We start from the raw sequence: 15,457 nt of genomic DNA, 5'->3' as shown, positions 1-15,457 counted from the left end.
TTAGGAGAAAGTCGTCCCAATACATTTAATCTCATAGCTATCCCTACGTATAAAAGTTGTTTGGTCCTTTTTTATTGCTCTGTAGCGCCATGCATCCTATTGGACATGTTCAGGAACTTATGTTAACGGAGCATTTATGTGGATGGGCTGTTGTGATCTGGAATGCTCACTGAAGCTTCTTATGTGAGACCTTGGCCGATTAAACATAAAGGGCGGAGGTAGAGTGTGCAGTTTGAATACGTCATAAAAAAGAGGAAGCTGATGCTTCCTCTTTTCAGTCAAAAATACAAATTAGCTATGGTGTGACACGGCTTTGATTAAAGAACGTGAACTGATGCAGTGTTAGTTGTTCCTGATGGAACCAAGGCACCAGAAACCATAACCACGATATCACCTTTTTTCGCTAAACCTGTTTCCAGAGCAATATCTTTACCGATATGGTAGAAATTATCAGTGCTTTCAATGGCATCAACCAAATAAGATTGAACCCCTTTGGACAGGCACAGCTGTTTAGCAATTTTAGGATTCGTGGTGATCGCTAGAATATTCGCTTGAGGGAAATATTTACGAATGGATTTAGCTGATTTACCACCTTGAGTTGCAACGATGATCAGCGGTGCACTCAGTTTTTCTGAAGTTTCAACGGCACCTTTACAAACGGCTTCAGTAATCCGCAGACGACCACTATCATGTGCTGGATCTAATTTTGAAGTCATAACGGCGTCTGTACGTTCACAGATAGTTGCCATAATTTTCACAGCTTCAACAGGATATTTCCCTTTAGCTGATTCACCAGACAACATCACCGCATCAGTACCATCGAGAATAGCGTTAGCAACATCGCCCGCTTCGGCACGAGTTGGACGAGGGTTTTTGATCATTGAATCCAGCATTTGAGTCGCTGTGATAACCAGTTTACGAGCCTGGTTACATTTCTCAATCATCATTTTCTGTGCGAAGATCACTTCTTCAACAGGAATTTCAACCCCTAAGTCACCACGGGCAACCATGATCCCATCCGATGCTGCCAGAATTTCATCGAAGTTATCAACGCCTTCCTGGTTTTCAATTTTAGAGATGATTTGAATATCTTCACCGCCGTTAGCTTTTAACAGGGCGCGGATTTCCAGTACATCTTCTTTTTTACGGATAAATGAGGCGGCGATGAAATCAACACCTTGTTCACAACCAAAAATCAGGTCACGTTTATCTTTTTCTGCCAGAGCAGGGAGCGAAACACTTACACTCGGTAAGTTCACCCCTTTGTTTTCACCTAAATCCCCATTATTGAGGACTTTACAGATAACTTCTTCATCAGTGACTGAAGTCACTTCCATTTCTAATAGACCGTCGTCTACCAGAATCATATTACCTACACGTAGATCGTGTGCAAAACCAGGATAGGTTACTGCAACTCGATTGGCATTGCCGATAACACTTTGGTCTGTTGTAAATGTGAATTCTTGCCCGGATACCAGAGAAACGTCATTACCCCCTTCCAGTTTCATTGTCCGGATTTCTGGACCTTTTGTATCTAGAAGAATTGCAACGCTTTTTCCGGTTTCTGCCATGATTTCCCGTAGCGTGTTAATCCGGCCACCATGTTCTTCATAATCGCCATGAGAGAAGTTCAGGCGCATGACGTTCATGCCTGCATTGACTAATTTACTCAATACTTCTTTAGGTTCGGATTTTGGTCCGATAGTACAAACGATCTTAGTTTTTTTCATGAAAAAGTTTCTCCAGATGAGAATGTCAGTCGTCAATCTGAGGCCATTATACAGGATCAATACTCGATGGTGATGTAAAAAAATTACAATAAAGTATTATCTTGATCAAAATTTTGGCATTTTGTTGATTAATCTTAATTATTCTCATTTCGATATTTGTGACATTCAGGGTTAGTAGATGTTAAATAAAATCATAAAAAAACCCGCTTATAAGCGGGTTTGACGGTTAAAGCTGTTCCAGATCGCCACAGAATCGATATCCCTCGCCATGAATGGTGGCTATGATTTCCGGTGTCTCGGGGACAGATTCAAAATGTTTTCGAATGCGTCGAATGGTGACATCAACGGTTCGGTCATGAGGTTTCAGTTCCCGTCCGGTCATTTTTTTCAATAGCTCGGCACGCGTTTGAATTTGTCCCGGATTTTCAACAAAATGTAACATGGCTCGGAATTCACTACGAGGCAGTTTGTAGCCATCGCCATTGGGACTAATCAGTGAGCGGCTATTTATATCCAGAGTCCATCCATTGAAATGATAGGCATCCACCGCATGGCCTTCTTCAACATGAGCTTGATTATGAACCGTACGATTGAGTAAATTTCGGGCCCGGATGGTTAATTCACGGGGGTTGAACGGTTTGGTGATGTAGTCATCCGCGCCGATTTCTAATCCCAGAATTTTATCAACTTCGTTATCCCGACCCGTTAAAAACATTAATGCAATCTGTTCTTTATCACGGAGTTCTCGGGCTAGTAACAAGCCATTTTTTCCTGGTAGATTGATATCCATGATGATTAAATGAATCGTATTTGATTCAAGCAGCGTATTCATTTCTGCTCCATCATTGGCTTCCAACACGTTATAGCCCTCGGCTTCAAATATGCTCTTTAAGGTATTACGTGTGACCAGTTCATCCTCGACGATCAAGATGTTTGGTGTCATGGTCTTCCTCAACTAAAAATAAATAAACTAAATTCGGTCGCAGTTTAGGCTGGTCAGAGATCGCCTGTTACTTGAGTTAACTGAGTTTATATGTTGTTTTTTTGTTAATAAAGCTGCGATGGATACAACGATGAGTGGTATATGTGCGCCAGCGTTACTATTTTGAATGATATTCAGTTAACATTCATATTCTTTGTAGATGAGCATTATTCTATGTACTTAACAGAGATATAACAACTTGAGTTCATAAAAGGTAGCTAATTTTTTACTTGATTTTGATACAAATCAATCTGGATTTATGAAAAAAAACTACGGATTTATTTTGACAAAAGAATCATTAGGTGAATCAGCGCTCTGGCAGAAGTATCAAACCTTGGAATTTGTTTCTGATTCTCGGCAGCAAATACACTCTGGCGTTATTATCACGGCAGATAATCCTTATGGGATGAATTGTTCCCGATGGCAAAATCAATCTAACCGATCGCGATTGTTGCGGGTCTTACGGGTCCGTGGTCATGCCTATCAGGTCATCTGGGGGGCGAGTTTTGATTATTCTCATGCGGAGTATAGCTTTTTGGTCCCGATAACTTGTACACAGGGACGTTTTCTGGCGAAATTATTTCGGCAGTTAGCCTTTTATTACTGTGATCGTCAGGGGCGACTGTTTTTATGTATGACTCGGAATCGGGGACGTTATGCGGTGCCCAAACTTGGCCTTCTAAGCCAACATTGGCGTTATTCGGTGAGTATCAGTCGGTATTTAAAACGGCATTTTTGATCGCAGGGTGATTTAAATTGATGGATTCAAAAATGATAATTCAGTCCGATATTCAGTTGCTGATCAATGAGTGAAGTGGCTGGAATAGTTTGGTACCAGTAGCTGGCCTGAATGGCAATCCGTTGTGGGAAGATGTAAGTTCCCTGTAATTGCATGTCCAAATTAAATAGACTATGGTCATTGAACTCAGTGAAGGTATCTTTAGATTTAGGGTGTAATATTTGCCCCGAAATTACTAAAGAGTCGATTGGCGTATAACGTAGACCGGTGGCTAGATTGAATCCTTGTTGAGTGGCTATATCGGAGTCAGATGCCGAGTCACTGAGTTGGATCCCTGCTTCGACAAACCAGTGTAGATTAGCGGGTAATTTACTTTGATATCCCCCCAATACATGAACACCTGAAGCCATATATTTTTGATTCAGAGGCGGTAGGGTCGTTGTGGATGACTTTGGATAAAGATACCAATGATCTTTATCGGTCAGCGAATTAAGCCATGACAAGTCTGCAGCATAGGCGGGTGATAATCCTATACTGAATCCGATCCCTGTGATTATCCATCCAACTATTCGATTCATTTCTGAGCCCCTCAACCTGTTTTTATTATGACGTATTCTCCGTGGAATTGCTTGCTTTTTGTCCGCTTAACAAACTCTAAATGTTCCGTATGAATCGTGCAATAAATCAGTTTTAGATATAGTTTGAAACGGATATTTTAACGCCTTTTATGGAGATTGCGTTTGATGGTCGGTTGAATTTATTAAGATAACAAATTGGTATTCGGAACCGGTGTGAGATAAAGAGCGGTGATAAGGCTCATCGCTGGCTATGTGGCATGGAGAGCCCTTATTTAAGTTGATTGGTCATCGATTGAGTGAACCGATAAATTGCTTAGAGAACGATTGTTTAAGGTTTAGCAGTAATTTCTGTACTATGTTTTTTTATAGTATAAACATAAGATAATTCGATATGTAACCAGATAAAAATCTGTATATCTCGATGGTTTTAGGTTTTACAGTGTGACGTATCGAGTATGAATATGGCTCTAAATTTGATTTGCACTTGACAATTAAGATGGCTTGTTTAATCGTATGGACACATTCACGAGGATTTTCATGATTACAACAGTTATCTTGACCATTACCACCACCATTATTTGCACCATGACTGGGAGCAAATCGGGCTGGTAATAACCTCAGCAAATTACAAAAGCCCGCCGTCAAGCGGGCTTTTTTTTGGTTAAAAATCAGGGAGAAGCACAGAATGAGGGTTTTAAAGTTTGGGGGATCTTCGCTGGCCGATGCCGAGCGCTTTAATCGGGTTGCGGATATCATTCTCAACACATATCGCCAGACTCCTGTCGCCGTCGTATTGTCTGCCCCGGCTGGCGTGACTAATGCATTGGTTGCACTTATTGAACAGGTTGGTGATACCCAGCAAACGGAAGTGTCGCTTAATCATATTCGGCAAATATTCACTACTTTATTGACCGGGTTGAAAGAAACCTACCCTGATTATCCATATCAGAAAGTTCAGGAATTAGTGACTGAAAAATTACTACAATTGCAGCAATTTTGTCAGGGGATGCAAATGCTGAATTGTTCACCTGAAAAAACGCAGGCGGCGATTCTGTGCAGCGGGGAGCAACTCTCTATTGCCTGCATGCAGGCGTTGTTGATGGTGCGCCAACAACCTGCGACGATCATCGATCCATGCCTGATGTTGGCCGGTCAAGGCGATATACTTGAGGCGAGTGTCGATATTACTGAAAGTCGAGCTCGTTTTGGCAATTACGCATTTGATCCGTTGCAGATTTATCTCATGCCCGGTTTTACCGCCGGGGATGCACAGGGAGAAGCGGTTGTATTAGGTCGCAACGGTTCGGATTATAGTGCGGCCGTGTTGGCTGCGTGTATTAATGCCGATTGTTGTGAAATTTGGACCGATGTCGATGGGGTTTATAACTGTGATCCGAGGTTGGTTTCTGATGCCAAGCTGCTGAGTCATTTAAGTTATGCTGAGGCGATGGAACTGTCTTATTTTGGCGCCAAAGTTTTACATCCCAGAACCATTGCACCTATCTCGCAGTATCAAATCCCATGTCTGATTAAAAATACCTTTAAACCCCAGTCACCGGGAACACTCATCGATGAGTATCAGGCTCAGCCGAATACTCAATCCGTCAAAGCCATTTCCAGCCTGAGTCATTTAACCATGTTGACTGTATCTGGCCCGGGAATGAAAGGCATGGCTGGAATGTCGGGTCGAGTATTTTCTTGTATGGCACGTGAACAGATCTCGGTCGTATTAATCACGCAGTCGTCTTCGGAATATAGCATTAGCTTTTGTATTCACAGTGTTGATGCGCTGCGAGCACAGCAGTGTTTAAGCGATGAGTTTGAACTGGAATTAAAAAACCAGTTATTGGAACCCGTCGAGAGTGTGGAGCATTTAGCGATTATTTCTTTGATTGGGGATCAAATGCGCTCCAGCAAAGGGGTTGCAGCGCGTTTCTTTACAGCACTGGCTCAAGTCTCGGTCAATATTGTTGCGATTGCGCAAGGGTCATCAGAACGTTCAATTTCGGCGGTGGTGGCTGAAAGTAAAAGTGAAGAAGCCGTTCAGGCTTGTCATCAGAATTTATTTAACAGTCGCCATTATGTCGATCTGTTTATCATCGGGGTCGGTGGCGTCGGTGGGGCTCTGATTGAGCAAATCCATGCCCAGCAGAGCCATTTACTGACACAGCAGATTGGGTTGCGGGTCTGTGGAATTGCAAATAGTCGGACTTTAGTGACAGATACGGATGGCTTAGATTTATCAAATTGGCAACAGTTGCTCGCTGATACACCTGAAAATGGTGGATTCGATATTAAAACGGTAGCGGACTTGGTTCGACAGAGTCATTTAATCAATCCTGTGATTGTCGATTGTACCAGTAGTGATGCTATTGCCCTGGAATATACCGAGTTTTTGGAGCAGGGATTCCATGTGGTAACGGCTAATAAAAAGGCCAATACCGGGGATATTAATTATTATCGGGAACTGCGTCAGCGAGCGCTGACTCATGGTCGGAAATTCCTTTATGATACCAATGTCGGTGCTGGACTGCCGGTGATTGAAAATTTACAGAATTTGCTCAAAGCTGGGGATCAACTGCAGCAGTTTAACGGTATTTTATCCGGTTCTCTATCTTATATCTTTGGTAAATTAGATGAAGGAATGCGTTTTTCGGATGCGACTCGTCTCGCTCGGGAAAATGGTTTTACCGAGCCGGATCCAAGGGATGATTTAGCGGGGACGGATGTCGCCCGAAAATTATTGATTCTGGCTCGAGAAGCCGGGATGATGCTGGATTTGGACGATATTGTGGTAGAGCCGGCGTTGCCGCCTGGATTTGATTGCTCTGGTTCGGTCGATGATTTTTTGGCGAGACTGGATGGCGCGGATCCTTATTTTGCGGAGTTATCGAAACAAGCTCAGGCGACCCAAAAAGTCCTGCGCTATGTCGGCCAGATTGATAATGGTCAATGTCGGGTCAGTATTCAAATGGTTGGGGAGAGTGAACCGTTGTTCCGGGTTAAAGATGGTGAAAATGCATTGGCTTTTTATAGTCGTTACTATCAGCCATTGCCTCTGGTTTTACGCGGGTATGGTGCGGGCAGTGCAGTAACAGCTGCCGGAGTATTTGCTGATATTTTAAGAACGCTCAACTGGAAGCAGGAGATTTAATATGTCATCTGTAGTTACTTATGCTCCGGCATCCATTGGTAATGTGAGTGTTGGATTTGATGTTCTCGGAGCCGCACTTTCACCCATTGATGGAACGCTATTAGGTGATCGGGTGCTAGTCACCGCCGCCGATAGTTTTCAGATTGAAAACCGGGGACGTTTTGCTCATAAATTGCCGAGCGACCCTAAAGAAAATATTTTATTTGGCTGCCATGAATACTTTAATCAGCAATTAAAGCAGCGGGGGATTGCGATTCAGACCGTGGCAATGGTGCTAGAGAAAAACTTGCCTATTGGGAGTGGATTAGGTTCCAGTGCTTGCTCGGTTGTGGCTGCTTTTGAATCGTTGAATCAGTTCTATGGATGCCCGTTTGACAAGATGCAGATGTTGGCGATGATGGGGGAGCTGGAAGGCCAGATTAGTGGCAGTGTGCATTATGATAATGTGGCACCATGCTATTTAGGCGGCATTCAGCTGATGCTTGAAAGTCAGGGCATTATCAGTGAAGCGATTCCCCACTTTAAGGATTGGCTATGGGTGTTAGCTTATCCGGGTATCAGTGTTTCCACGGCGGCTGCCCGGGCGATTTTACCGGCGCAGTATCGGCGTCATGATGTGTTGACCTATGGGCGTCAATTGGCGGGGTTTATTCATGCCAGTCATACGCAGCAGCCTCAGTTAGCCGCTAGCTTTTTGACTGATGTGATAGCGGAACCTTATCGGCGGAAATTGATCCCCGGGTTTGATGATGCGCGTCAGTATGCAATGCAGGCAGGAGCATTGGCTTGTGGAATTTCAGGATCAGGACCGACTGTATTTACCGTGGTGCAGGATATGAAACAGGCTGAGCGCATTCAATCCTGGTTGGAAAAACATTTTATTCAGAATGAAGACGGATTTTGCCATATTTGTCGTATTGATGAGCAAGGCACTCAAGTTACAGGAAATCAATTATGAAGTTGTATAATATCAAGTGTCCCGAGCAACAGGTCAGCTTTGCTGAAGCGGTCCAGATTGGATTAGGTAAAGAACAGGGATTATTCTTCCCGGCTGAGTTAACACCATTGGCCGATGTGGATGCGCTGTTGGATTTGGACTTCGTCACTCGAAGTAGCCAGATCTTACATCATTTGATTGGCGATGAACTCTCTTATGATGATGTTCAGAAAATGGTTCAGGCAGCCTTTACTTTTCCGGTACCACTCAAAGAGGTGAGTGCTCAAGTTCATGCGCTGGAATTATTTCATGGTCCCACGCTGGCGTTTAAAGATTTCGGGGCACGCTTCATGGCGCAGTGCCTGAAAAAATTTGCAGCCGACCGTAAAATCACGATTTTAACCGCAACCTCCGGAGATACAGGTGCCGCTGTGGCCCATGCTTTTTATGGGATCGAAAATATCAATGTGGTCGTCCTTTATCCGCAAGGGAAAATTAGTGAGCTACAGGAAAAACTGTTCTGTACTTTGGGTAAAAATATTACAACCGTTGCGATTGAAAGTGATTTCGATGCCTGCCAGTCACTGGTAAAACAGGCGTTTGATGATGCACCGTTGCGGGAGCAGATTGGTCTGAATTCTGCCAATTCGATCAATATCAGCCGTTTGGTGGCCCAGATTTGTTACTATTTTGAAGCGGTGGCACAGTTGCCAAAATCGCAACGCTCGCAGGTTGTCATTTCGGTGCCCAGTGGTAACTTCGGTAACTTAACCGCTGGTTTGTTAGCTCAGACGCTGGGTCTTCCGGTAAAACGATTTATCGCTGCAACCAATGTCAATGATACCGTCCCTCGTTATCTGCGCAGTGGCCAATGGCAACCGAAACCGACTCAGGCGACATTAGCGAATGCAATGGATGTCAGTCAGCCGAATAACTGGCCTCGTATTGAAGAACTGTTCCGGGTGAAATCACGGCAGTTATCAGAACTGAGTGAAGGGGTGATGACGGATGATCAGACCAAAGCAGCTCTTCATGAACTTTATCTGCAGGGGTATCTGGGCGAACCTCATGGGGCGATTGCTTGGAAACAGTTGAGTGAGCAACTGGGCGCTGATGAACAGGGGATCTTTTTGTGTACCGCGCATCCGGCAAAATTCAAGTCATCGGTTGAAGATATTTTGCAGATTGATTTGGAATTACCCCAAGCGCTGGCGCAGCGTGCTGAATTACCCTTACTTTCAGAGCAATTTGCCGCTGATTTTTCAATTTTGAAAACATTACTTGAGAAAGTGTCCGCATAAAAATTGTTCATTTAGCTATTGATCTTCGTGGTGAGTTTAAGCATCCTTGTCGCTTTTAAAAATCGCAACCGACAATACGATGAGTAAAATTCTCAAAGATCTGCTCGATCTGCTCAGTTTGGAGCGGATCGAGCAAGGGCTATTTCGCGGCAAAAGTCAGGATTTAGGCTTGGGCGCTGTTTTTGGTGGTCAGGTGATGGGGCAGGGGCTTTCAGCCGCTAAAGAAACAGTACCTGAGAGTCGCAGGGCTCATTCATTACATGCCTATTTTTTACGTCCTGGTGATACGGATCATGCGATCGTCTACGAAGTAGAAAATTTACGGGATGGTAAATCCATTTCGACCCGACGAGTGACTGCGATTCAGTTTGGACGCCCTATTTTTCATATGACAGCATCATTTCAGGATGAAGAAAAAGGGTTTGAGCATCAGGATGTCATGCCTGAGGTTCCGGCGCCTGAGCAATTACAGTCAGAGCAGGAACATGCGTTTAGCTTGCGGGAAAACTTTCCATCTGAACTGTGTAATCGTTTTATCTGTGATAAACCGATCGACATTCGTCCAGTGCGGTTTGTTCATCCGCTGGAGCCTGAAGTTCGTGAACCCAAGCGATGTATGTGGATGAAAGCGAATGGCATCATGCCGGATGATATCCGTATTCACCGCTATCTGTTGGCTTATGCTTCGGATTATAATTTTCTGCCTACGGCTTTACTCCCACACGGTCGTTCATTCTTTGATCCTGCGTTACAGGTCGCTACCATCGATCATAGTATGTGGTTCCATCATCCGTTTCGTTTGGATGACTGGTTATTGTATGTAACTGATAGTCCTGTCGCATCATCAGGACATGCGTTAGTTCGCGGTCAATTCTTTAACCGGGATGGGGTACTTGTAGCTTCGACGGCTCAGGAAGGTTTGATCCGACAGTTGCCTAAGCATTAATTGGAAATTTGGGGCCACTGAAGTAGTTCGGTGACCTTTCGTTCTGATATTTTTAAGTCTTAAAAGCCTAATGACTCTCTCTTTGCTTGTTATCCAGCTTGAATCAACGCGATTCGAAGCTGACGCGATGGAGCGTCATGGATAACATGAGGGTGCCGATAGGAAGAATGGATTTGGGTCGATGTAAACAGCCATTTTTAGGTATTACTTTGATTCGTTAAGTTGTTTAAGTCTAATGGGCTGAGGTCGTTTCAGTGGGCATGGAGGCAATAATCTCCGAGCTGAGCAAATTATATTGAGTGGTTGCTATCAATATAGGGTGATTGACAAAAATTTGACACTTTTTGAAGTCGATATAAATTGACAATCAGTCCCCTTCTTTGAAAAATACGTAGCATTATTCCGCCTATCTAATGAGTTATGGATTGTCTTAAATTCGATCATAAGGAATTCTGGTTCAAGAGCCTTTGGGTCATTGTTTTTGCGTTGGCCGTGTATGCGACGAATATGTCCGATTCGGATATTCGGGGCGATAGTATTATTTATGCCGATATTGCCAAGAATATTTTGAGTCTGCATTCACCCCTGATTTTACATCTGAATGATGACGTTTATCTGAATAAGCCACCGTTGCTATTTTGGTTGGTGGCATTATGTTTGAAGATGTTCGGATATACGGTTTTTGCCGTTAAAGTAACCGTGGTTCTGACTTCGTTGTCATTGAGTTTGTCCCTTTTTTATCTTGTGGCCCGTATTTTTAAAAATTATAACTGGGCTTATTTGGCTGTTTTTTGCCTAAATACCACCTATGTTGTTTATAAAGCCACTCGACCACTACGAATGGAGAGTTTGACGGCAACCTTTATTTTGTTGGCGTTGGTGTGTTTTTGGCTGTATTTGAAAAGTGATCGGATTAAGTATCTGGTATGGCTGGGGATTTGTTGTGGATTAGCTATCTTTTCAAAGGGTTTTTTGGGGTTAATTCCACTAGCCGTTATGTTGCTTTATGCCGTATTCGGTGATCGGAATAAACTCAATTGGCGATTTGCGGGCCATTTTGGAATTGTATTGGTGGTGAGTTTGATGGTCTGTGGGTGGTGGTATGTTTATATCTCGCTGAAAACGGACTTTATTCATCACTTTTTTTATGAACAAACCGCTGCGCGTTTGCTCAATGGGGCTCTACAAGAAGGGCAACAGGTGGTGAATTATGATAAGAAACCACTGTATCAGTACCTTTATCTGATGGGCCGGGATTACTTTATGTATATTCCGTTTTTCTTGTTTGGTTGTTATCGCTTATATCGTGATAAGTTGAGTGTGGATCGCGAAGGACTGCGGATCGTGGTCATTTATGCGGCATTTAGTTGGCTATCCATTCATCTGATTTCGACTCGAGCCGAACGCTATTTATATGAATTCTATACAATAGCGGCTTTCATCTCAGCGTATGGCATTGCGAGCATTCCTAAATTGAAAACGGTTCAGTTTGTGAATTGGCTTAAAGTCATGGGGTTAGCCTATATGATCTTCGTGATGGCGACACCCAGTAAATTGTCTTGGAATAGCTATAACGAACTGGCCGAATTGAAACAGCTCAGTCAAAATTTACAGATGCCATTGTTGGTTAACCGGGATTATTTCCCCAACCCCAATGATCGGGCCGGGCTGGATTTCTTTCTGGAGCCCGAGCACATCCAATCTTTTGATGCTATGCCGCAAAAGGCATTTCTGACCGTGCTCCCCAAAGAATTTCAGGGAGATCTTTCGTATCGGTTGATTCGTAAAACCCGGCGATTGCAATTAGTTATGGTTTTACCTAGATAAATGATGATCAATAGCAGACGAGATATCCAATCCTATGGGGCCTCTGCGCTTTTATTTTCCTTCGCTTCCTTAGTGGGAGAATGGGAGTGCGCGATTCAATAGGTCAAACGTGTCCAGAAAATCCGGCCCCAACAAGGCCGGATAACTGGTCATCCAAATGATTGGTGTCGATGAGGTCGTTTGATTAGTTCGTCACTGACAGCATATTGGGCAGCCATAGTGCCAGACTGGGCACTATGCAGAGAATCAACACCGCCATACACATCAGTAAAAAGAATGGGAACGAGGCTCGGGCAACGTGGCCAATTTTTTCACCAGTCAAGCCTTGCAAAACAAACAAATTAAATCCAACAGGGGGGGTAATTTGCCCCAGTTCAACCATGATCACCAGAAAGACCCCAAACCAGAGTGGATCGAAACCTGCCTGAATGACGATAGGTAATGTGATCGGCAAACTCATGACGGTGATAGAAATACCATCTAAAAACAAGCCTAAAATGACATAAAACAAGGCTAATGCCAGCAGTAACATCATCGGGCTTAAATGGAGCTGTGCGATGAATTCTGCCAGTTCAGACGGCAAATGTAGATAACCCATGGCTGTCGAGAGCAATGCCGCCGTGATCATAATACTGCACACCATCGTGGAACTGAGTAAGGTCGAAACCAGTGCTTTTTGGAACATCGTCCAATTGAGTTGACGTTCAACCAACAGGAGCACCAGAGTACCCAATACTCCAACTGCGGCTGCTTCAGAAGGTGTGGCAATTCCGCTGTAAATCGATCCTAATACAATTCCAATGAGCAAGATCACCGGCATCAGGTAACGTAAACTCTGCCACTTTCCAATCTCACAAACAGCTTCGCGAGGGCTCACGGTCGGATCCCAAAGGGCATGGATCATCAAATATCCAGAATAGAGTATCGCGATCAAGATCCCCGGTAAGATGCCTGCCATGAATAGTTTACTGATCGAGACTTCGGCTTGGATCCCGTAAACAATCATCACAATGGACGGTGGGATCAGTAATCCCAGACTACCGGCTCCCGCTAAGGACCCTATCGACAAACGGCGATTATAACCGCGCCGTTTTAGCTCTGTCGTAGTGATTTTGCCAATAGTCGCGGTCGTTGCGGAGCTGGAACCGCTCACGGCTGCAAATAGAGCACATCCAAACACATTGGTATGCAGAATGCCGCCGGGAATATGCCGGGTCCAAGGTTCTAATCCCCGGAACAATCGATCGGAGATATCGGAGCGAAAAATCAGTTCCCCCATGAGAATAAATAGCGGAATGGCCGCTAATTCCCACGAATTTCCAGCTCGAAAAATGATTCGGCTCAGAATAACACCGGCCCGGTGTAATGGCATATCCCCGATCCAGATGAGTGATGAAAACGCCACCATCGCCAAACCGGCAAAGACCCATACCCCGAGCCCTAACACGACCAATAATAGCGCCATTACGCCAATGGCAATCCAAATAATATCCATATCAATTCACCTGATGCTGTAATGCCATGGGAGGACGCCGATAAACGAACAGAGATAAGCCGCGAACAGCCAGCGTGAGGCACAACAGCGCCAGTCCGACTAAAACAGCGCCTTGAGGGATCCATAAGGGTGTCGCAGCCAGTGACTGACTGGTTGTGCCTCGAATAAAACTGCGTTCGACCGTATGAAACCAGTAAATCGACAACCAGCTGAACAGCCAGCATGCTGCCCACGAAGCGACTAGATCCGGTAACCAGTGGTAGCGTTCCGGGAGGCGATCCAGCAACACATTCACCCGGATCAATCCGCCTCTATCTAAACTGTATCCCAGACCTAAAAATGTCATGGTGGCCACGGCATAGCCGATAAATTCATCGAGAACATAAGTCGACATCCCGAACATCCGCAACCCGATCTCCAAGATGATATGGCAGAACATGTAAACGATCAGCAGCATCGCCAACATACCGGCGATCTGATTAAGAACACGAGAAATACGGATGAATATCAGCATATTGCCCGCCTTGCTACTTACGTTTATTAAATTGATCGATAATAGTCTGCCCCCGATCTCCAGTTTCTTTTAGCCAATCTTTCAGCGTTGGCTTGGCGGCATCTTGCAAGAGCATTATAAAAGGAGTGGGCAAGTCTTTATGGATCGTGACTTGATGCGCCGCCAGCTGTTTATAATTTTCTTGGACTCTGGTGCGCACAGTGGCCCAATTATGTTTATCGGTCAGTTCGGCAGCTTTTAACAGCGCTTTTTTCTGTGATGCATTGAGCGAGTCGAATTCATCTTTGTTCATATGGACCATATTGAGCGGAATCGCATATTGTATGGCACTGTAGTTTTTAAGGTGCTCCCAAAAACTGCTACTGGCTCCCGCATCCGCTGACGTTAATACGGCTGCAATCCCTCCTGTTGAAAGTTGCGGAACCACATCAGCCCAAGATAAGTTTACAGGGGCCGCACCGGCATTTTTGAAGGTCAGCGTTCCGTTTTTATCATAGGTTCGAATTTTTAAACCGGCCAAAGCGGCTTTACTATTCACCGGTTTTTTAGACCAAATTCCACTGGCGGGCCAAGGGGAGGCGTACAATAAGACTTCGTTATTATCTGCGAAGACTTTCTGATAATAAGGTTTGGCAATTTGGTAGAGCAATTCAGCTTGATCCGGATTTTGTACTAAAAATGGCAGTGATGATAATAAGAAGATCGGATCGATCCCGACCATGGCTGCCGCCAAAGTATCGGCAAGTTGCACGGCGTCATCGGAAACCGCATAAAAATGGTCGATGGATTTAAACCCTAATGAACCGCCAGTATGCAATGTAATATGGACACTGTCCTGAGTTAATCGGTCAACCTGTTTGATAAAATATTGATCGCCTTCCGCATGGATCGAAGCGGGATTGTATTCGTTGGAAAAGTCAAAATTCACTTTTGCACTGGCCCTAGGGGTGGCTACAATCGCCCCAATAACGAGCCATAATTTAAAAAAACGCATCAGAATCTCCGCTGAAAAAAGGTGAATTAATCCAGTCTAAGTAGTTTTAGGGAGATAAAGAGCCAGTAAACGACATTTTAATCACTAGAAGCGGCAAAGTAGCTGTCGTTTTTAAATGTTAGCTAGGTGCTGAAGCAAAGTCGCTTGCTATAAATTGAACAAGGTTAGCTATGAATCAACCTAGATAAAGGATGGTTGTGAGGCGTTTGAACTCGAATGTTGAGCACGGTTTCACCAAAGCGAGCCGCGTAGTTATAGGG

12 protein-coding genes are annotated in these 15,457 nt (G+C 44.3%); 6 read left to right on the top strand and 6 right to left on the bottom strand.

All coding sequences use genetic code 11. The features are described 5' to 3' along the window. Positions 1 to 317: 317 nt before the first annotated feature. Together pykF and arcA are read right to left on the bottom strand one after the other, a co-directional pair. Positions 318 to 1,730 carry a pyruvate kinase PykF gene (pykF, locus tag ABUE20_RS02625; protein ID WP_408618278.1) on the bottom strand — a complete coding sequence of 471 codons (1,413 nt, stop codon included), beginning with the start codon at positions 1,728 to 1,730 and terminating at the stop codon, positions 318 to 320. Positions 1,731 to 1,956: 226 nt separating this feature from the next. After that, on the bottom strand, positions 1,957 to 2,673 hold the full coding sequence (arcA, locus tag ABUE20_RS02620) for a two-component system response regulator ArcA (protein WP_408618277.1): 717 nt from the start codon (positions 2,671 to 2,673) through the stop codon (positions 1,957 to 1,959). Between the two features lie 322 nt (positions 2,674 to 2,995). On the opposite strand from arcA, the gene ABUE20_RS02615 reads away from it, so the two are divergent. Next, a complete protein-coding gene (locus ABUE20_RS02615; RefSeq protein ID WP_408618276.1) occupies positions 2,996 to 3,451 on the top strand; it encodes a DUF3293 domain-containing protein in 456 nt (151 codons plus the stop codon). A 26-nt stretch (positions 3,452 to 3,477) separates the two neighbouring features. Here the strand turns inward: ABUE20_RS02615 and ABUE20_RS02610 are convergent, their stop codons facing one another. Continuing rightward, positions 3,478 to 4,029 (bottom strand): hypothetical protein, encoded by a 552-nt coding sequence (locus ABUE20_RS02610; RefSeq protein ID WP_408618275.1) that lies wholly within the window; start codon positions 4,027 to 4,029, stop codon positions 3,478 to 3,480. Positions 4,030 to 4,714: 685 nt separating this feature from the next. Between ABUE20_RS02610 and thrA the strand changes: the two genes are divergently transcribed. From thrA to ABUE20_RS02585, 5 genes are all read left to right on the top strand, one after another. After that, positions 4,715 to 7,183 carry a bifunctional aspartate kinase/homoserine dehydrogenase I gene (gene thrA, locus ABUE20_RS02605; protein WP_408618274.1) on the top strand — a complete coding sequence of 823 codons (2,469 nt, stop codon included), beginning with the start codon at positions 4,715 to 4,717 and terminating at the stop codon, positions 7,181 to 7,183. Position 7,184: 1 nt separating this feature from the next. Then, a complete protein-coding gene (thrB, locus tag ABUE20_RS02600; RefSeq protein WP_408618273.1) occupies positions 7,185 to 8,141 on the top strand; it encodes a homoserine kinase in 957 nt (318 codons plus the stop codon). Further along, a complete protein-coding gene (thrC, locus tag ABUE20_RS02595) occupies positions 8,138 to 9,421 on the top strand; it encodes a threonine synthase (RefSeq protein WP_408618272.1) in 1,284 nt (427 codons plus the stop codon). Before thrB ends, thrC begins: the two co-directional genes overlap by 4 nt. Positions 9,422 to 9,500: 79 nt before the next feature. Beyond that, a complete protein-coding gene (gene tesB / locus ABUE20_RS02590) occupies positions 9,501 to 10,367 on the top strand; it encodes an acyl-CoA thioesterase II (protein WP_408618271.1) in 867 nt (288 codons plus the stop codon). A gap of 420 nt (positions 10,368 to 10,787) precedes the next feature. Then, a complete protein-coding gene (locus ABUE20_RS02585) occupies positions 10,788 to 12,194 on the top strand; it encodes an ArnT family glycosyltransferase (RefSeq protein ID WP_408618270.1) in 1,407 nt (468 codons plus the stop codon). A 184-nt stretch (positions 12,195 to 12,378) separates the two neighbouring features. Here ABUE20_RS02585 and ABUE20_RS02580 read toward each other — a convergent pair whose 3' ends face one another. Genes ABUE20_RS02580 through ABUE20_RS02570 form a run of 3 tightly spaced genes read right to left on the bottom strand, consistent with a single transcriptional unit; the run spans position 12,379 to position 15,197 of the window. Next, positions 12,379 to 13,689 carry a TRAP transporter large permease gene (locus ABUE20_RS02580; protein WP_408618269.1) on the bottom strand — a complete coding sequence of 437 codons (1,311 nt, stop codon included), beginning with the start codon at positions 13,687 to 13,689 and terminating at the stop codon, positions 12,379 to 12,381. Position 13,690: 1 nt separating this feature from the next. Next, a complete protein-coding gene (locus tag ABUE20_RS02575; protein WP_408618268.1) occupies positions 13,691 to 14,203 on the bottom strand; it encodes a TRAP transporter small permease subunit in 513 nt (170 codons plus the stop codon). A gap of 13 nt (positions 14,204 to 14,216) precedes the next feature. Beyond that, on the bottom strand, positions 14,217 to 15,197 hold the full coding sequence (locus ABUE20_RS02570; protein ID WP_408618267.1) for a TRAP transporter substrate-binding protein: 981 nt from the start codon (positions 15,195 to 15,197) through the stop codon (positions 14,217 to 14,219). Positions 15,198 to 15,457: the final 260 nt, after the last annotated feature.

Origin of the sequence: Celerinatantimonas marina (assembly GCF_046054165.1) — a bacterium.
Taxonomy (GTDB): Bacteria; Pseudomonadota; Gammaproteobacteria; order Enterobacterales; family Celerinatantimonadaceae; genus Celerinatantimonas.
This window is presented reverse-complemented; position numbering and strand designations above follow the sequence as displayed.